At 70.0% G+C, this 17450-nt stretch carries 16 protein-coding genes and 2 pseudogenes; 10 read left to right on the top strand and 8 right to left on the bottom strand.

All coding sequences use genetic code 11. The annotated features are described in order from the left end of the window. Positions 1–209: pseudogene (locus tag CCR87_RS16795) on the top strand (transglutaminase family protein); the annotation flags it as partial. 31 nt (positions 210–240) lie between these two features. On the opposite strand, the gene tkt reads toward CCR87_RS16795, so the two are convergent. Further along, positions 241–2265 (bottom strand): transketolase, encoded by a 2025-nt coding sequence (tkt, locus tag CCR87_RS16790; RefSeq protein ID WP_201158694.1) that lies wholly within the window; start codon positions 2263–2265, stop codon positions 241–243. Between the two features lie 283 nt (positions 2266–2548). Between tkt and CCR87_RS16785 the strand changes: the two genes are divergently transcribed. Both CCR87_RS16785 and CCR87_RS16780 read left to right on the top strand, forming a co-directional pair. Next, positions 2549–3067, top strand: coding sequence for a hypothetical protein (locus tag CCR87_RS16785; RefSeq protein ID WP_201158693.1), 519 nt, complete (start codon positions 2549–2551; stop codon positions 3065–3067). Further along, complete coding sequence (locus CCR87_RS16780; RefSeq protein WP_201158692.1) at positions 3060–3452, top strand: cell division protein ZapA; 393 nt, start codon at positions 3060–3062, stop codon at positions 3450–3452. Before CCR87_RS16785 ends, CCR87_RS16780 begins: the two co-directional genes overlap by 8 nt. Before the next feature lie 115 nt (positions 3453–3567). Here the strand turns inward: CCR87_RS16780 and grxD are convergent, their stop codons facing one another. The 3 genes from grxD to purL all read right to left on the bottom strand — a co-directional run bounded on the left by grxD (position 3568) and on the right by purL (position 6505). Next, positions 3568–3930 carry a Grx4 family monothiol glutaredoxin gene (gene grxD / locus CCR87_RS16775; RefSeq protein WP_201158691.1) on the bottom strand — a complete coding sequence of 121 codons (363 nt, stop codon included), beginning with the start codon at positions 3928–3930 and terminating at the stop codon, positions 3568–3570. A gap of 6 nt (positions 3931–3936) precedes the next feature. Further along, positions 3937–4179: a BolA/IbaG family iron-sulfur metabolism protein gene (locus CCR87_RS16770; RefSeq protein WP_201158690.1), complete on the bottom strand. Its 243-nt coding sequence runs from the start codon at positions 4177–4179 to the stop codon at positions 3937–3939. Between the two features lie 112 nt (positions 4180–4291). Further along, positions 4292–6505 carry a phosphoribosylformylglycinamidine synthase subunit PurL gene (gene purL / locus CCR87_RS16765; protein ID WP_201158689.1) on the bottom strand — a complete coding sequence of 738 codons (2214 nt, stop codon included), beginning with the start codon at positions 6503–6505 and terminating at the stop codon, positions 4292–4294. A 127-nt stretch (positions 6506–6632) separates the two neighbouring features. On the opposite strand from purL, the gene CCR87_RS16760 reads away from it, so the two are divergent. Together CCR87_RS16760 and CCR87_RS16755 are read left to right on the top strand one after the other, a co-directional pair. Then, a complete protein-coding gene (locus tag CCR87_RS16760) occupies positions 6633–6893 on the top strand; it encodes a hypothetical protein (RefSeq protein ID WP_201158688.1) in 261 nt (86 codons plus the stop codon). Positions 6894–7021: 128 nt separating this feature from the next. Then, complete coding sequence (locus tag CCR87_RS16755) at positions 7022–7207, top strand: hypothetical protein (protein ID WP_201158687.1); 186 nt, start codon at positions 7022–7024, stop codon at positions 7205–7207. A gap of 315 nt (positions 7208–7522) precedes the next feature. On the opposite strand, the gene CCR87_RS16750 is transcribed toward CCR87_RS16755, so the two are convergent. Beyond that, the gene (locus tag CCR87_RS16750; protein ID WP_201158686.1) at positions 7523–8410 is read right to left on the bottom strand and encodes a LysR family transcriptional regulator; all 888 of its coding nucleotides are present in this window, start codon (positions 8408–8410) and stop codon (positions 7523–7525) included. A 156-nt stretch (positions 8411–8566) separates the two neighbouring features. Between CCR87_RS16750 and CCR87_RS16745 the strand changes: the two genes are divergently transcribed. The 5 genes from CCR87_RS16745 (at position 8567) to ccmE (ending at position 15488) form a co-directional block, all read left to right on the top strand. Further along, positions 8567–11989: an indolepyruvate ferredoxin oxidoreductase family protein gene (locus CCR87_RS16745; protein ID WP_201158685.1), complete on the top strand. Its 3423-nt coding sequence runs from the start codon at positions 8567–8569 to the stop codon at positions 11987–11989. Between the two features lie 119 nt (positions 11990–12108). Continuing rightward, a complete protein-coding gene (locus CCR87_RS16740) occupies positions 12109–13017 on the top strand; it encodes a lysophospholipid acyltransferase family protein (protein ID WP_242512082.1) in 909 nt (302 codons plus the stop codon). 24 nt (positions 13018–13041) lie between these two features. Beyond that, positions 13042–13854 (top strand): glutamate racemase, encoded by an 813-nt coding sequence (locus CCR87_RS16735; RefSeq protein WP_201158684.1) that lies wholly within the window; start codon positions 13042–13044, stop codon positions 13852–13854. Between the two features lie 88 nt (positions 13855–13942). Then, a complete protein-coding gene (gene argC / locus CCR87_RS16730; protein WP_201158683.1) occupies positions 13943–14971 on the top strand; it encodes an N-acetyl-gamma-glutamyl-phosphate reductase in 1029 nt (342 codons plus the stop codon). 37 nt (positions 14972–15008) lie between these two features. Continuing rightward, a complete protein-coding gene (gene ccmE, locus CCR87_RS16725; RefSeq protein WP_201158682.1) occupies positions 15009–15488 on the top strand; it encodes a cytochrome c maturation protein CcmE in 480 nt (159 codons plus the stop codon). A gap of 87 nt (positions 15489–15575) precedes the next feature. On the opposite strand, the pseudogene CCR87_RS17770 reads toward ccmE, so the two are convergent. From CCR87_RS17770 to CCR87_RS16710, 3 genes and pseudogenes are all read right to left on the bottom strand, one after another. Beyond that, positions 15576–16228, bottom strand: a pseudogene (locus CCR87_RS17770) (hypothetical protein); the annotation flags it as partial. Beyond that, positions 16162–16908 carry an IS3 family transposase gene (locus tag CCR87_RS16715; protein ID WP_201158680.1) on the bottom strand — a complete coding sequence of 249 codons (747 nt, stop codon included), beginning with the start codon at positions 16906–16908 and terminating at the stop codon, positions 16162–16164. The gene CCR87_RS16715 and the pseudogene CCR87_RS17770, both read right to left, overlap by 67 nt. A gap of 79 nt (positions 16909–16987) precedes the next feature. Next, positions 16988–17221, bottom strand: a complete 234-nt coding sequence (locus CCR87_RS16710) for a hypothetical protein (RefSeq protein WP_201158679.1) — start codon at positions 17219–17221, stop codon at positions 16988–16990. Positions 17222–17450 lie beyond the last annotated feature (229 nt).

Here is a 17450-nt window from a genome sequence, read left to right as displayed (position 1 = left end):
CGATGCATGCCTGGGTGCGGGCCTGGTGCGGGCGGGGGCTGGGCTGGGTCGCGTACGACCCGACCAACGACTGCCTGGCGGGGGTGGACCACATCACCGTCGCGGTTGGGCGCGATTACGGCGATGTCGCCCCGGTGCGCGGCGTGCTGCGCGGCGCGGGCGCACAGGCCAGCCTGCACCGGGTCGACGTGGTCCCGCTGGCGGGCTGAGGCCCCGGCCCACCGGGCCGGGGCGGGGGCGTCACTTCAGCAGGCTGCGGGCCTTGTCGGCCACCGCCTCGGGGGTGATGCCGAACTCGCGATAGAGATCCGGCGCCGGCGCTGAGGCACCAAAGCCGTGCATGCCGACAAAGCCCGACTTCTCGCGCCGGCCCCGCTCGCCGAACAGCCAGCGATCCCAGCCGAAGCGAATCCCGGCCTCCACCGCGACGCGCACCGGGCCGGCGGGCAGCACCTTGCGGCGGTACGCCTCGGGCTGCTCCTCGAACAGCTCCCAGCAGGGCATGGAGACGACCCGCGTCGGCACACCCGAGGCCTGCAGCAGATCCCGCGCGGCCAGCGCGATGGAGACCTCGGAGCCGGTCGCCATCAGCAGCGCCTTGGCCCGCCCCCCCTCGGCGTCGGCCAGCACATAGCCGCCCTGCGCGGTCAGGTTGCGCGCGCCCGCGCGGCTCCGCACCGTCGGCAGGTTCTGGCGCGACAGCGCCAGCACCGACGGCAGGGTGGTCTGCGTGAGCGCGTACTCCCACGCCTCCAGCGTCTCCACCGTGTCGGCGGGGCGGAACACCAGCGTGTCGGGGGTGGCGCGCAGCATCGCCAGATGCTCGATCGGCTGGTGGGTGGGGCCGTCCTCGCCCAACCCGATCGAGTCGTGGGTCATCACATACACCACCGGCTGCTTCATCAGCGCCGACAGCCGCATCGCGCCGCGGGCATAGTCGGCGAACACCAGGAACGTGCCACCATAGGGCCGGATGCCGCCATGCAGCGCCATGCCGTTCATCGCCGCCGCCATGCCGTGTTCGCGGATGCCATAGTGCAGGTAGCGCCCGCGCCGGTTGTCGGCGTCGAACACGCCCAGACCGGCCGTCAGCGTGTTGTTCGACCCCGTCAGGTCGGCCGAGCCGCCAAAGGTCTCGGGCATCACGGCGTTGACCACCTCCAGCACCATCTCGGAGGATTTGCGGGTGGCGACCTTGGGCTGGGTCTCCACCACCTGCTTTTTCAGCGCGCGCAGGGCGGGGGCGAGCTTGCGCGGTGCCTCACCGGCGATGCGGCGCTCCAGGTCGGCGCGGCGGGTGCGCGGCATGCTGTCGAGGCGCGTCTGCCATTCGGCGCGGGCCTCGGCGCCGCGCCGGCCGATGGCGGCCCATGCCGTGCGCACGTCCTCGGGGATGTGGAAGGGGGGGTGCGACCAGCCGTAGATCTCGCGCACGGCCGCGATTTCGGCATCGCCCAGCGGCGAACCATGGGCGCCCGCGGTGTCCTGCTTCTTCGGGCTGCCATAGCCGATGTGCGTGGTGCACTGCACCAGCACCGGGCGGTCGGACCGGGTCGCGGCGCCCAGCGCGCGGTCGATGTCGGCGGGGTCGTGGCCGTCGCACGACAGCACCTCCCAGCCGGCGGCGCGGAACCGCGCGGGCTGGTCGGTGACGCAGGACAGATCGACCGAGCCGTCGATCGAGATGCGGTTGTCGTCCCACAGCACGATCAGGTTGCGCAGGCGCTGCTTGCCCGCCAGTCCGATCGCCTCGTGGCTGATGCCCTCCATCAGGCAGCCGTCGCCGGCCATCACCCAGGTGCGGTGGTTGACCACGCGGGGGCCGAATTCGGCGCGCAGGGCCTCTTCGGCGATGGCAAAGCCCACGCCGGTCGCGAGGCCCTGGCCCAGCGGACCGGTCGTCGTCTCGATCCCCGCGGCATGGCCGTATTCCGGGTGCCCGGCGGTGCGCGCGCCCCACTGGCGGAAGTTCTTCACCTCCTCGATGGTCATGCCCGGCGTGCCGGTCAGGTGCAGAAGGCCATACAGCAGCATGGAGCCATGCCCCGCCGACAGGATGAAGCGGTCGCGGTCGAACCAGTCGGGAGTGCTGGCGTCGAACTTCAGGTGACGCTCGAACAGGACGGTGGCCACGTCGGCCATGCCCATCGGCATGCCGGGGTGGCCGGAGTTGGCGGCCTGCACCGCATCCATGGCCAGAACGCGCAGGGCGCAGGCCTTCATCCAGTGATCGGGGTGGGTCTGGCGCAGGGTTGCGATGTCCACGGGCGATGTCCTTTTATTCGGCTCGGTGGGATGGGCAGGCCATATCAGCCCCGCGCCCAAGATCAAGCGCCGGGCGGGGTGTCGGCGGTCGGGCGCGCGGGCACCGCAGCGATGCAGGGGGGATGCGGTGGGCCGCCGGGTCCAAAACGGGGGGCGCCATCGGGTCGGGCTTTGCGCTAACGTCGGGGCCGCGGGGCGCGGGGCGATTCGTCGCTGTGCCCCGTCCGCCACCGCACGCAGCCCGGGCCGCGGGCCCGTCGTGCGTATGCCAGGGAGCATGTCGATGAGTGAGCTGACCGAGCTTGAGCGGCGCATTGCCGCGGCGCTCGACCGGATTGCCCGCGCCGTGGAGGCGCCACAGCCCGAGCCGGAACCGACGGGGCCCAGCCCCGCCGAGATCGCCCTCCAGGACGCGCTGGAGGCCGAGCGGGCGACCTCGGCGCGGCTGGCCGAGCGGCTGCGTGCCGATGTCGGGCGCCTGGAGACGCGGCTGGCGCAGGCCTCGGCCAAGCTGGAGCGCGCGAACGATCACCTCGACCGGCAGGGCTACGAGTTGCAGCAGCTCAAGCGCGCCAACGCGGATCTGGCGCAGGCCAACGCGGCGTTGATGGCGGGGCAGGGTGACGGCGACGGCGACGAGGCCGCCCTCATCGGTGCGCTGCGCGCGGAGCTGGACGCGCTGCGCGCCGCCCGCCGCGCCGAGGTGGCCGAGCTGGAGGAGCTGATGGCCGAGCTGGCCCCCCTGGCCGAGGCGGGCGCCCCCCAGGGACAGACCGACGCACAGGAGGACCGGCATGGCTGAGCAGAACATTTCCATCGGCGGCAAGGTCTTCGAGGTGGCCTGCCGCGATGGCGAGGAGCAGTTCCTGATCGCCGCCGCCGCAATGCTGGACACCGAGGCGCAGACCCTTCTGGCGCAGGCCGGGCGCATCCCCGAGGGGCGCATGCTGCTGATGTCGGGGTTGATGCTGGCCGACCGCACCGCCGCCGCCGAGGCCGCCCTGGCCGATGCCCAATCGCAGATCGCCGCCATGGAGGCGGAGCTCACCGCGCTGCGCAACGCTCCCCCGCCCCAGCCGGTGCGCGTGGAGGTGCCGGTCATCCCCGAGGGCGTCACCGACCGGCTGGCGGAGTTCGCCGCCCGGGCCGAGGCCCTGGCCGAGCAGATGGAGCACCGCGAGGCCTGACGCCCTGACGCACGGGGGCGCGGCCCCACCGGCGCCGCGCCCCCGTTTGTGTCATCGCACCAGTCCGGACCCGCGCCCGGGTCTTCCTCGAGGGCCCGGGCCGGAGCTGGCGCCGTCAGGCGTTGGCGTCGCGGATCTTGTCGGCGGCGGCCTTGTCGTAGCGCACGCCCTTCTGGTCCAGCAGCTGGTCAAGCTCGCCCGACAGGGTCATCTCGGTGATGATGTCGCAGCCGCCGACGAATTCGCCCTTCACATACAGCTGCGGAATGGTCGGCCAGTCGGAGTAGTCCTTGATCCCCTGGCGGATGTCCTCGTCGGCCAGCACGTTGATGTCGGCGTATTCCACCCCCATGAAGTTCAGCACCCCCGCGACGCGGCTGGAAAATCCGCATTGCGGCATGCTCTTGGTGCCCTTCATGAACAGCACCACGTCATTGTCCGTGACGGTCTGCCTGATCTGTTCCTGCGCGTCGGCCATGTGCCCTTACTCCGGTGCCTTGGTGGTGAGGGCGAGCGCGTGAAGCTCGCCGTGGCTGCCGTCCATCTTGCCCTTCAGGGCAGAGTAGACGGCGCGCTGCTGCTGGACGCGGTTCAACCCGCGAAAGCTGTCGTCGATGACCTCGGCGGCATAGTGATTCCCGTCCCCGGCGAGGTCGGTGATGGTGATGCGGGCCTGCGGAAAGCTCTCGCGCAGCAGGTCCTCGATTTCCTCGGCCGAGATCGGCATGCGCGGCGGCTCCTTCTGTCTGTGCTGTTGCGGCGGCCGGTGGGAACGCGACCGCCCCTTGATGGCCGAGAGGTAATCGCCGTCCTGCGGCGTGGCAAGGTGGCCCGGACGCTCAGGCAAAGCGCGCGGCCAGCGCCCCGCGCCACAGCGCCACCAGATCGGCGAGCGGTGCGCTGTCGCCCCCCAGCGAAACCGTGTCGCCCCCGAAGCGGCCGACATGGCTGACCGGCACGCCCGCGGCATGGCCCGCGACCATCAGCGCCTCGGCCTGGTCGAAGGAACAGGCTACGAGGTAGCGCGCCTGATCCTCGCCGAACAGCTCGGTCATCGTGGCGGTCTCCAGCGTCACGCCGACCCCGCCGGCCGCCGCCATCTCGAACGCCGCCAGCGCAAGGCCACCATCCGACAGGTCGGTGGCCGCCCCGATCAGCGCGCGGTTGTCGCGCACGAAGGCGCCGTGGCGGGCCTCCTGCCCAAGGTCCACGTCGGGGGCGTCGCCGCCCTCGATGCCCCAGGCCTCCAGCACCAGCGCGGACTGGCCCAGATGGGTGCCCGGCGCGCCGATCAGCAGCGCCACCATCCCCGCCCCGGGCGCCGCCGGGATCACATCGTCGAGGTGCGCGAGCAGGCCCACCGCGCCGATGGTCGGCGTGGGCAGGATCGCGTGGCCGTCGGTTTCATTGTAAAGGCTCACGTTGCCCGACACGATCGGCATGTCGAGGGCGCGGGCGGCCTCGCCGATGCCCTCGATCGCGCCGACGAGCTGGCCCATGATCTCGGGCTTCTCGGGATTGCCGAAGTTCAGGTTGTCGGTGGCCGCCAGCGGCTGCGCGCCCACCGCGCACAGGTTGCGATAGGCCTCGGCCATGGCCTGGCGGCCGCCCATGCGCGGGTTGGCGCGCACATAGCGCGGGGTCACGTCGGCGGTGAAGGCCAGCGCCTTGTCGGTGCCGTGCACCCGCACGATGCCCGCGCCCTGGCCCGGGGTGCGCAGCGTGTCGGCGCCGACCTGGGTGTCGTACTGCTCCCAGACCCAGCCCTTGTGGGCGTGGTTGGGGCTGGTGATCAGCGTCGTGAGCGCCGAGAGGGGCGGAAGGTCCGGCAGATCGGGCAGGGGCGCCGGCGCCGGCGTCTCCACCCAGGGGCGGTCGTACTCCGGCGCTTCGCCCGACAGCGCGCGCAGCGGCAGGTCGGCCATGGTACGGCCCTGGTGGAGGATCAGAAAGCGATCCTCGGGGATGGTCTCGCCGACCACGGCGAAATCCAGATCCCATTTGTCGAAGATGGCGCGCGCCTCGGCCTCGCGCTCGGGGCGCAGGACCATCAGCATCCGCTCCTGGCTTTCCGACAGCATCATCTCGTAGGCGCTCATGCCCGCCTCGCGGCACGGCACACGGTCGAGGTCGAGGCGGATGCCAAGGCCGCCCTTGTCGCCCATCTCCACCGCCGAACAGGTCAGGCCCGCCGCCCCCATGTCCTGGATGGAGATCACGGCGCCGGTCTCCATCAGCTCGAGGCACGCCTCCAGCAGGCGCTTTTCGGTGAACGGGTCGCCCACCTGGACGGTGGGGCGCTTCTCCTCGGTGCCCTCGCCGAACTCGGCCGAGGCCATGGTGGCGCCGCCGACCCCGTCGCGCCCGGTCTTGGCCCCGAGGTACACCACCGGCATGCCGACGCCGCTGGCCGCGGAATAGAAGATCGCGTCCGCCCGCGCGATCCCGGCGGCAAAGGCGTTCACAAGGCAGTTGCCGTCATAGCTTTCGTGAAAGCGCAGCTCGCCGCCCACGTTGGGCACGCCGAAACAGTTGCCGTAGCCGCCGATGCCCTCGACCACGCCGCGCAGCAGATGCGGCGTGCGCGGATGCTCGGGCCGGCCGAAGCTCAGCGCGTTCATCGCGGCAATCGGTCGCGCCCCCATGGTGAAGACGTCGCGCAGGATGCCGCCCACCCCGGTCGCCGCGCCCTGCGTCGGCTCGATGAAGGAGGGGTGGTTGTGGCTCTCCATCTTGAACACCACGGCCAGTTTCGCGCCGTCGGGGCCGTCGCCGATGTCGACCACGCCCGCGTTCTCGCCGGGGCCGCAGATAACCTGCGGGCCGGTCGTGTGCAGGGTGCGCAGCCATTTTCTGGAGGATTTGTAGGAACAATGCTCGTTCCACATCGCCGAGAAGATGCCCAGCTCGGTAAAGCTGGGAGGGCGGTTCAGCAGCCGCAGGATGCGGGCGTATTCCTCGGGCGTCAGCCCGTGCTCGGCGATCAGCGCGTCGGTGATCTCGGGCTCGGGCGGCGCTGCGTGCGCGCGGGCGGGCGTGTCGGGCTCGGACATGGCAACAATCCCCAGGGTGGCGGCGGCCCCCCTCTACGCCATGACCGGCCGCTGCGGAAGGGGCAGGGCAGCTTGCCCGGATCGCGTTTGCATGCTATTGGATACGCCGTCCGGGGGGAGGGTCGCCATGCCGATGACGCACCACAGCCTGCTGTCGCCGATGGGGCAGATGTGCCGCACCGTCAGCGCAACGTTGATCGCCGGGGTCTGGCGCTCGCGCTCCATCGCGGAGGTGGAGGGGCGCATCAAGCGGCTTGGCCTGCGCGAACAGGCGGGCGTCGTCGGCGGCGTGCTCGGGCTGTTGCTGCTGCTCAGCCTGTTTGCCGCGCAGTTCGGCATTCCCGGCCTGCTGGTGTTCTGGCTTGGGGTCATCGCGCTGGTGAACTGATCCGCGTCCGCCCGACCGGCCGCGCCCGGCCGACTCGTAGCGATCCGATATTTTTTTCGGTTTCGGTGATCCGCCTCGCGGGACCCTGCGTATTGCTTGGACAACACGCAAAAACAGGGAACCGGATCATGGGTGAGATTGTCGCAGTCCTGAGCCTTGGCACGCTGGGTGCCGTTCTGGCGTTCGCCTACGCCTCGGTGCGGGCGATGGAGAAGTTGCGCGCCGAGGGTGGTCGCAAGTCCACGCTGTCGCGCGACGGCGCCGCCGAGCGGCTGGCCGAACTGCGCGCAGAGGTGCGTGTGGACGGTCGCTGAGGCGCACACCGCGTCGACCATGTGCGGGGGGCGGTCCGGTCGGGCCGCCCCTTTGCATTTCCCGCTGTCTGCCCCTGTGGCGACGGGTCAGGGGAGACGGGCCAAAAAAAAGGCCGAGCTCAAGGCTCGGCCCAAGTCCAACAGGGAGGTAGAAGGTTCCGGCCTCGACCATCGCCTTCTGTCTACAGAAGTAGGCCGCACCCCGACCCGCTGCAACCTCGGAGTGCCCAAGGTCTGTGCATTTCCGCAATGCGTTGCGCGCATGCCTCACCCATGGCGGGAGCGATCGAGCAATCTGGGGTTGTGCCTGGGCCGTCAGCGCCGGCGCCGATCCGCCACGATTTCCTCCAGCACGAAGTCGCGAAAGGCCGCCACGCGCTTGGAATGGCGCAGTTCTTCCGGATAGGCGAGGAACACCGGCACTTCGTTGCTTTCGACATCGGGCAGCACCCGCACCAGCTCGGGCGCGTCGCGCGTGATGTAGTCCGGCAGCACCCCGATCCCGGCATCCCCCAGCACCGCCTGCAACACCCCGAAATAGGTGTTCACCGTCAGGGTGGAGCGCATGGTGTTGGCCAGAAGCCCGTGCACCATCGCCGCCGAGGCGGCCGTCTGCGGGGTGGTCGGATTCTGGCACACCAGCCGGTGCTGCGCCAGATCGGCCAGCGCCGATGGCGTCCCCCAGCGTTCCAGATACCCCGGCGTGGCATAGAGCGCGATGCGCACGCTCATCAGCCGCTTGCGGATCAGGTCGGCCTGGCTGGGCTCCTTCATGCGGATCGCAAGGTCGGCCTCGCGCATCGGCAGGTCGAGCACGCGCTCCTCCAGCATCAGGTCGATTCGCAGCTCAGGGTAGCGCGCGAACAGCGCCGACAGCCGCGGCGCCAGCCACAGCGTGCCGAAGGCGGTGGTGGTGGTCACGCGCAGCTCTCCGAAGACCTCGTCTTCGCTGTCGCGGATGCGCGCGGTGGCCGCGTCCAGCCGCTGCGCCATGGCGCGGGTGGCGTCGAACAGCAGCTCGCCCTGTTCGGTCAGGATCAGCCCGCGGGCGTGGCGGTGGAACAGGTTGGTGTCCAGCGCCTCCTCCAGCGCGCGGATCTGCCGGCTGACGGCGGATTGCGACAGATTCAGCGTCTCACCCGCATGGGTGAGGCTGCCGGCATCCGCGACGGCGTGAAAGATCCTGAGCTTGTCCCAATCCATCAAAGATACATCTTTTCCAAATGACATAAGAGTGTGTCACGCTTGGACATAGTCGCTGGCCGCCCACCGAGAAAGCCATTTCGGAAAGTTTGTGGTTGGTAGGTCAGTAATCGTGACCTAAGCTGGCGGCCAGACTCACACCTTGGGAGGGGTGCTATGACACGGCAGGATGTGCGGCTGTCCGACCGCTTCGATCTGGAGCGGTCTCCGGTTCTTCTCAATGGCACGCAGGCGCTGGTGCGGCTGATGCTGACGCAGGCGGCGCGCGACCGTGCGGCGGGGCTGAATACCGCGGGCTGTGTCACCGGCTATCGCGGTTCGCCGCTGGGGGCGGTGGACATGCAGATGAACCGCGCCAGGGCGGAGCTGACGGCCGCCAATGTGCTGTTCCGCGAGGGGCTGAACGAGGATCTGGCCGCCACCGCGCTGTGGGGCACCCAGCAGGCCGAATTGCGCGGCGAGGGGAAATACGACGGCGTTTTCGGCCTGTGGTACGGCAAGGGGCCGGGGGTGGACCGCTCGGGCGACGTGATGCGGCACGCCAACATGGCCGGAACCTCGCCCCACGGGGGGGTGCTGATGGCGATGGGGGATGACCACACCGGCGAATCCTCCACCACGCTGCACCAGTCCGACTGGGCGATGGTGGATGCCTACATGCCCGTTCTGTCGCCCGCCGGCGTGCAGGAGCTGATCGATTTCGGCGTCGTGGGGTACGCGCTGTCGCGATTCGCCGGTGTCTGGGTCGGGCTGAAGACCATGAAGGAGAACGTGGAGGCCACCGCCGTCATCGACGGCGATCCCCACCGCATGCAGCTGGTGCGCCCCGACCTTGCCATGCCCGAGGGCGGTCTGAACATCCGCCTGGTGGACACCCCGGTGGCGCAGGAAGCCCGCATGATCGACCACAAGCGCTTCGCCGCCGAGGCGTTCGGCCGCGCCAACCGGCTGGACCGCCGGGTGTGGGGCAGGCCGGGGGCGAAGATCGGCTTTGTCGCGGCGGGCAAGAACTGGCTCGACCTCGTTCATGCGCTGTCGCTGCTGGGCATCGACGGGGCCGAGGCGGAGCGGCTGGGCATCACCACCTACAAGGTCGCCATGACCTGGCCTCTGGACATCGCGAGCTTGCGCGAATGGGCCGAGGGGTTGGACCTGATCGTGGTGGTCGAGGAAAAGCGCAAGCTGATCGAGGTGCAGGTCAAGGAGGCGATCTTCGACGACCGCCGTGGTCGGCGCGTCTATGGCTGGCACAAGGGCGACGCGGTCCGCGATGGCCGGCGGGTGGAGATGTTCCCCACCCGCTACCAGCTCGACCCGATCATGATCGCCGAACAGATCGGCGCCGTGCTTCTGGAGGAGGGCCGCCGCACCGACCGCATCGAGGCCGGGATCGCGGCCCTGGCCGAGGCGCGGCGCGCCGACAACGCCCCCGACCTGGCCGCGCGCCTGCCGTATTTCTGCGCGGGCTGCCCGCACAACACCTCCACCCGGGTGCCCGAGGGCTCGCGCGCCTATGCCGGGATCGGGTGTCATTACATGGTGCAGTGGATGGACCGCGACACCGTGGGCTTCACCCAGATGGGCGGCGAGGGGGTCAACTGGGTCGGCGAGGCACCGTACTCCACCCGGCCGCATGTGTTCCAGAACCTCGGCGACGGGACCTACAACCACTCGGGCGTGCAGGCGATCCGCGCGGCGCTGGCGGCGGGCACCAACATCACCTTCAAGATCCTGTTCAACGACGCCGTCGCCATGACCGGCGGGCAGAAGAACGACGGCGGCCTGACCGCGGAACAGATCGCCCACGAGGTCCGCGCCATGGGCGTGCAGCGCGTGGCGCTGGTCTATGACGGCAAGGAGCCCCCCGACTTCTCGCGCTTTCCCGCCGAGGTGGAGCGGCATGAACGCGCCGACCTTCAGACCGTGCAGGAAAAATTCCGGGAGATCCCCGGCGTGTCGGTCATCATCTATGCCCAGACCTGCGCGGCCGAGAAACGTCGCCGCCGCAAGCGCGGGCAGTTTCCCGACATCGACCGCCGCATCTTCATCAACACCGACGTCTGCGAGGGCTGCGGCGATTGCGGCGTGCAGTCCAACTGCGTGGCGATCGTCCCGGCCGAGACCGAACTGGGCCGCAAGCGTGCCGTCGACCAGTCGGCCTGCAACAAGGACTTCAGCTGTCTCAAGGGTTTCTGCCCGTCCTTTGTCACACTGGAGGGGGCGCAACCGAAAAAGGCCGCGACCGCGCAGGTCGATCTGCCGGACCTGCCCGACCCGGTCCTGCCGGAAATCGACGGCACCCATAACCTGGTGATCACCGGGGGGGGCGGCACCGGGGTCGTCACGGTGGGGGCAATCATCGCCATGGCCGCCCATCTGGACGGCAAGGGCGCCGGCATGATCGAGATGGCGGGCCTCGCGCAGAAGGGGGGCGCGGTGCACATCCATTGCCGCATCGCCAAGGCGCCGGACGACATCACCGCCATCCGTGTCGCCACCGGCGAGGCCGACGCGGTCATCGGCGGCGATCTGGTGGTCACCGCGGGCGCGCGGACGCTGGGCCTGATGCGCACGGGCCGCACCGGCGCGGTGGTCAACGACCACGACATCGTCACCGGAGAGTTCACCCGAAATACAGAATTTCGCATCCCTACCAATGACCTGCGGGTCGGACTTCAGGCGCGGTTGCGCGACCGGGTGGATCTGTTCGACGCGACAGAACTGGCGCGCGCGCTGATGGGGGATTCGATCTTCTCCAACATGATGGTGTTCGGCGCCGCCTGGCAGCGCGGGCTGATCCCGCTGACGCAGGAGGCGATCATCCGCGCGATCACCCTCAACGGCGCCGCGGCCGAGGCCAACCAGCGCGCCTTTGCGCTGGGCCGCTGGGCGGTGCTGCACCCCGATCAGGCGGCGCGGATGGTCAGCCCCAACGTGGTGGCCGCCCCCTCGACGCCCGAAGCGCGGATCGCCGTCCGCGCGGCGCACCTGACCGCCTATCAGTCCGCGCGGCTGGCGCGGCGGTACCGCGCGCTGGTGGACCGGGTGGACGACCCGCGCCTGAAGGCAGCGGTCGCGCAGGGCTATCACAAGCTTCTGTCCTACAAGGACGAGTACGAGGTCGCCCGCCTGCACCTGGAGACCGCCGAGAAGGCGCGCGCGGAATTCGACGGGGATTTCCGCATGACCTTTCACCTCGCGCCGCCGTTCCTTCCGGGGCGCGATGCCCAGGGGCGCCCGCGCAAGCGCGGCTTCGGGCCCGGCATCCTGCGGGCGTTCCGGCTGCTCGCCGCGCTGAAGCCGCTGCGGGGAACGCCGCTCGATCCCTTCGGCTACACCGCCGAGCGGCGGATGGAGCGGCGCCTGATTCGCGAGTACGAGGCCGACATCGCCGAAGCGCTGGCCCGCGTCACGCCCGCGACCCTCGACGCCGCGGTCGCGCTGGCGGAACTGCCGCTGCAGATCCGCGGCTTTGGTCCGGTCAAGGCCGCCAACGCCGACGCCGCCGCCCGCCGGCGTGAGGAGTTGCGCGCCGTGCTGCGCGGGCAGGGCACAGCCCTGGCGCAGGCCGCCGAGTGACCGGCCCCGTGTCAGATCGGCCCCGTATCGGACCGGCCCCCGTCACGGAGATGACGCACGCCTGACGTATGCCGCGCCCGGGGGCCTGCGGGATGGCCCGGGGCGCGCGGGGGCGTGGGATGCTCGACAGTGGCGGGACGGAGATGGCGGCGCCGCACACCGAGGCGCTGGCCCGCGACATCAGCTATGCCGCCTCGGCCGGAAGCCGGGTCGGACGTGCCCTGATCCGGGTGGTGGAGAACGCGACCGGCCGGCCGCGGCTGATCCGCCGCGCCGCCGGTTACGGGGCCGAGGTGGCGGCGGGCCGGGACTTCTGGTCGGTGATGACGGCGCGCTACGGGCTGACGCCCGAGGTGTTCCACGGCGCCCTGGAGGACATCCCGCGCGACGGGCCGCTGGTCGTCGTGGCCAACCATCCGTTCGGCATCCTCGACGGGTTGATGCTGGGCCATGTGCTGGCGCGGCGGCGGGACGATTTCCGCATCCTCGCCCACGAGGTGTTCCGCCGCGCCGGGGCGCTGGAGCGTGTGATCCTGCCCATCGCCTTTGACGGCAGCCGCGCGGCGCAGGCGCGCAACCTGCGCACCCGGGCGCAGGCGCTGCAGCACCTGGCCGACGGTGGGGCCATCGGCATCTTTCCCGGCGGCACCGTGGCCACCGCCGCGCGCCCCTTCGGCCGGCCGCTGGATCCGGTGTGGCGCGGCTTCACCGCGCGGCTGGTGGCGCGCGGGGGGGCCACGGTGGTGCCGATGTGGTTCGACGGCCACAACTCGCGCCTGTTCCAGATCGCCAGCCACCTGAACACCACCCTGCGCATGTCCCTGCTGCTGCGGGAGTTCGCCGCGCGGGTGGACCGGCCGGTGCGCATGGCCATCGGCACGCCGATCCCGCCGGCCGATCTGGCGCCGCTGGCGGGCGATGCGAAAGCGATGATGGATTTTCTGCGCGCCGCGACCTATCGCTTGTCGCCTGAGCGGATCGATCCGCGCCTGCTGGGCCATGAGTTCGAGGCCCACCACCGGCGCTGATCGCAGCAGGCGGGAAGGGTGGGCATGGCCGTTGGTGTGTTTGATTCGGGGCTGGGCGGGCTGACGGTGCTGGAGGCGCTGACCCGGCGGCTGCCCGATGTGCCCTTTGTCTATCTGGGTGACAACGCGCATGCGCCCTACGGCACGCGCACGCCCGATGACATCTACCGGTTGACCTGCGCGGGGGTGGAGCGGCTCTGGGATGCGGGCTGTGATCTGGTGATCCTCGCGTGCAACACCGCCTCGGCCGCGGCGCTGCGGCGCATGCAGGAAACCTGGGTGCCGCGCGACAAGCGTGTGCTGGGCGTGTTCGTGCCGCTGATCGAGGCACTGACCGAGCGGCAGTGGGGCGACAATTCCCCCCCGCGCGAGGTGGCGGTGCGCCATGTCGCGCTGTTTGCCACGCCCGCGACCGTTTCCAGCCGGGCGTTCCAGCGTGAACTGGCATTCCGCGCCATCGGCGTGGACGTGGAGGCGCAGCCCTGCGGTGGGCTGGTGGACGCGATCGAGGCCGGCGACATGATGCTGGCCGAGGCGCTGGTGCAGTCCCATGTCGCGGCCCTGCGCCGGCGCATGCCCGCGCCCGAGGCGGCGGTGCTGGGGTGTACCCATTACCCGCTGATGCAACAGGCCTTTGCCGAGGCGCTGGGCCCTGGCGTGCGGGTGATCTCGCAGCCCGCGATCGTGGCCGACAGCCTGGCCGACTATCTGCTGCGCCATCCGGACCTGCGCGGTACGGGGAGGGTGGCGGAGCATCTGACCACCGGCGACGCGCGGATCGTGGGCGCACAGGCCGCGCAGTTCCTGCGGCGGGCCATCGCGTTCCGGTCCGCCTGATGGGGTGCCGCAGACGGTTGGCAAGTCCGCGCCGCCGGGCTAGGGCTGAGCGCCACCACAGGAGGGGGCCGTGGCAGGGAGTGAATGCATGAGCCGCAAGGTCGCGATTCTGGGCGCCAGCGGATACACCGGGGCCGAACTGATCCGGTTGATCGCCACCCATCCGACGATGGACATCGTCGCGCTGTCGGCCGACCGCAAGGCCGGCATGGAAGTGGGGGCGGTGTTTCCGCATCTGGCGCTGGAGGCCCTGCCGCGTCTCCAGCGGATCGAGGAGATGAGCTTCGACAAGGTGGAACTGGTGTTCTGCGCGCTGCCGCACGCCACCAGCCAGGCGGTGATCGCCGGGTTGCCGGGGCATCTGCGGGTGGTGGACCTGTCCGCCGATTTCCGGCTGCGCGACCCCGCCGCCTATGAGACGTGGTACGGCCAGCCCCACGCCGCCCCGCATCTGCAGGCCGAGGCGGTTTACGGCCTGACCGAATTCTACCGCAACGATATCGAGACGGCGCGCCTGGTCGCCGGCACCGGCTGCAACGCCGCCGCCGGGATCTATGGCATCCGGCCCTTGCTGGAGGACCGGGTGATCGACCCCGACCGCATCGTCATCGACCTCAAGGCCGGGGTGTCGGGCGCCGGTCGCACCCTGCGCGAGAATCTGCTGCACGCCGAGTTGTCGGAGGGCACCCACCCCTATGCCGTGGGCGGCACCCACCGCCATCTGGGCGAGTTCGACCAGGAGTTCACCCGCGTCGCCGGTCGCCCCGTCCAGGTGCAATTCACCCCCCACCTGGCGCCGATGAACCGCGGCATTCTGGCGACGATCTATGTCGATGGCGATCCGCAGGCGGTGCACACGAGCCTGTCACGGCGATATGATCTGGAATTCTTTGTCCATGTGCTGCCTTTTGGCGCAGTCCCCTCCACAAGGCATGTGCGGGGCTCCAATTTCGTGCATATTGGGGTTGTGGGCGATCGCATGCCGGGTCGGTCCGTGGTGGTGGTTGCGCTCGACAACCTGACCAAGGGTTCGTCCGGGCAGGCGGTGCAGAACGCCAACCTGATGCTCGGAGCCGAGGAGACCGCAGGCCTGACCCTGCCGCCGGTCTTTCCCTGAATACGGGCGGTGTCGTCCGGGGTCGCAAGAGGCGAAGATGAAGAACATCAAGAAGAAACGCCGGATCCAGATCGTGGCCGTGGCCGTGGTGGCCCTGACGCTGTCGACGGCGCTGATCGGATACGCGATGCGCGACGGGATCAACTTCTTCCGTGCGCCCTCCGACATCATTGCCGCCCCGCCATCCCCGACCGAGGTGTTCCGCCTCGGCGGTCTGGTGGCGCCTGGCACGCTGGTGCGTGGCGACGGCTATGAGGTGCGCTTTGTCGTCACCGATGGCGCGGCCGACGTCCCGGTGGTGTTCGCGGGTGTGCTGCCCGACCTGTTCTCCGAGGGTGAGGGGATGGTCGGCATGGGGCGGCTGGAGGACGGCGTATTCCGTGCCACCGAGATCCTCGCCAAGCACGACGAGACCTACATGCCCAAGGAGGTCGCCGACGCGCTGGAGCGCGCGGGCCACTGGAAGCCCGAGGACGGCGCGCGTGCGTTGCAGGACGCGCTGAACACCGGCGGCTGATACCGGTGCCCCCAGGTTCATCCTGAAATCGACCAGGTGCGTGATTTCGTGTGTTGAGTCTGGCGCCCTTGGCACAACCGTGGGGCGTCAGGCGCTTTTTGGCAGTTTCAGGGTGCCGCAGAGGTCGCGTTGTTCCGCGGTGATGCCGTAGAAGGTGCGTTCTACGATGTGGGCTGTGTGCTTCCGAAGGCGCGCGAAGGTCGGGCGCGGTGCGAGGGCTGGCGGCCTCACCCCTGGCCCTCAGGTGCATGGGCAGGACGCGATCGAGCACCCGGCTCAGGACGCAGATCAGCGCGGGGGCGCGACGACGATCCGGCAGGCGGTGGTGGACCGGTGCGGTCTCGATGTCGGAGTGTGCAGGCCGCGCACGACATCGGCCAGCGCCGGTGGCGTGCTACGGCGTCGGCGGGGGTCAGATTGGCGGGTGGGGATCCGCGCGCCCCTGCCATCGAAAATCTGCACCGTGGCCACGGCCGCCGCCTCCACCGACCAAGAGAAGCGGTCGGGTTTGAGGAGGTCGGTCATCTCGGCCGCGGCGACGGCGCGGAGGATGTCCACCAACTCGGCGTAGGGTCGCACCGGCACCGCCATGGTGCACGCCAGCCGCCGATCGCCCCGGCGATCAGCTCTGCGATAGTCTCCAGGCTCGGCAGGCCCCGGTCGGCCACCGGGATCACACGCTGGATCGGGAAGCGTGCCGGCGCGGTCGCCAGCATGGTCCTGGTCTCGGCCACGTTGCCAGACTGTCAATCGGCATCCGGAATTGACCCCCTGTCAAAGACCCAGCGTGATCATGTCCACCCGCAGGGGCGCACTCCACTCGCAGGTCGCATTGCGCCCCCTGATCGGAATGATGAAGCAGCGCGTCGGCCTTGCCGCGCCGCCAGACGGTCATCATCAGCGCGTCCATGACCCGTGAGGCGTCCCGGTCCGCCTGCATGGACCAGCCGACGACGCGGCGGGAGAGCCGGTCGCGCACGACCGCGACATGGCGCCAGCCTTCCACCGTCCAGATATGGGTAAAGTCGGCCAGCCACTTCCGCTTCGGCCGGTCCGCCTCGAAGTCGCGGTCGGGAATGCTGTCGGCGATGACCGAGCGTTCGCCATCGTCTCTCGGCTTTCCACGCCGCTTGGGCCGCGCTCTCATGGCGTTCCGCCGCATCAGACGTTCGATCCGATGCAGCCCGCAGGCGCGCCCGTCCACGAGGACACCGTGCCAGACGCGGCGGGGGCCATGGGTCCGATCGCTGGCGTTGAGGCGCTTGTCGATGGCGATGACGCGCTTCGCGTCCTCGATCGCCCGGGCGCTGGCCGGGCGGCCCGGCCAGGCGTGGACGCCCGAGCGCGAGACCGCCAGCACCTCGCAGAGCCAGCGGACCGGCCAGATATGCCGGTGCCTTGCAATGAAGGCGAACGTCATGTGTTCGGGCATTCCTTCGGAGCAATGGCAGTCATGCCCTTACGCCCGCGCGAGAAAAGCCGCCGCCCTTACCGGGATGTCACGCTCGAAGACGCGCGAGTTCTGTCGTCAGGACCGCGATCTCGGCCAGCCCGGCGCGCTGCTGCCCGTTTCCGGGAAACGCCGTGACCGGCGCCACCGACGCTGCGCGCATCCAGCGTCGCGGCACGCTCTCGGCCGGATCCCGGCGTGCCTGCGCGACCGACACGCCCCGCTCCGTCACCGGCTTCACTGCCTCGATCCTGAGCTCGCGGATGAATTTCCGTATCGTCACATTCACTCTCCAGTTCCATGGTCACGATCTTGTCTTCGTGTCCACGGAACCGGCAGCAGGCCAGTCCATGGCTCCATGGGCCATGACGTGCCACGACATGGCACCCCGGAACCCGTTGCTGCGTACCGCGTCAGCCGTTGAGGCATTTCACCCCGTCAGCCAGAGCACCCCTCAAAACCCGCCACAACTGTCGAACCCGGGGCGGGGCGGGCATCCGGTCCTGACACAG

This window comes from Rhodobaculum claviforme, from assembly GCF_016653255.1.
GTDB lineage: Bacteria > Pseudomonadota > Alphaproteobacteria > Rhodobacterales > Rhodobacteraceae > Rhodobaculum > Rhodobaculum claviforme.
This window is presented reverse-complemented; position numbering and strand designations above follow the sequence as displayed.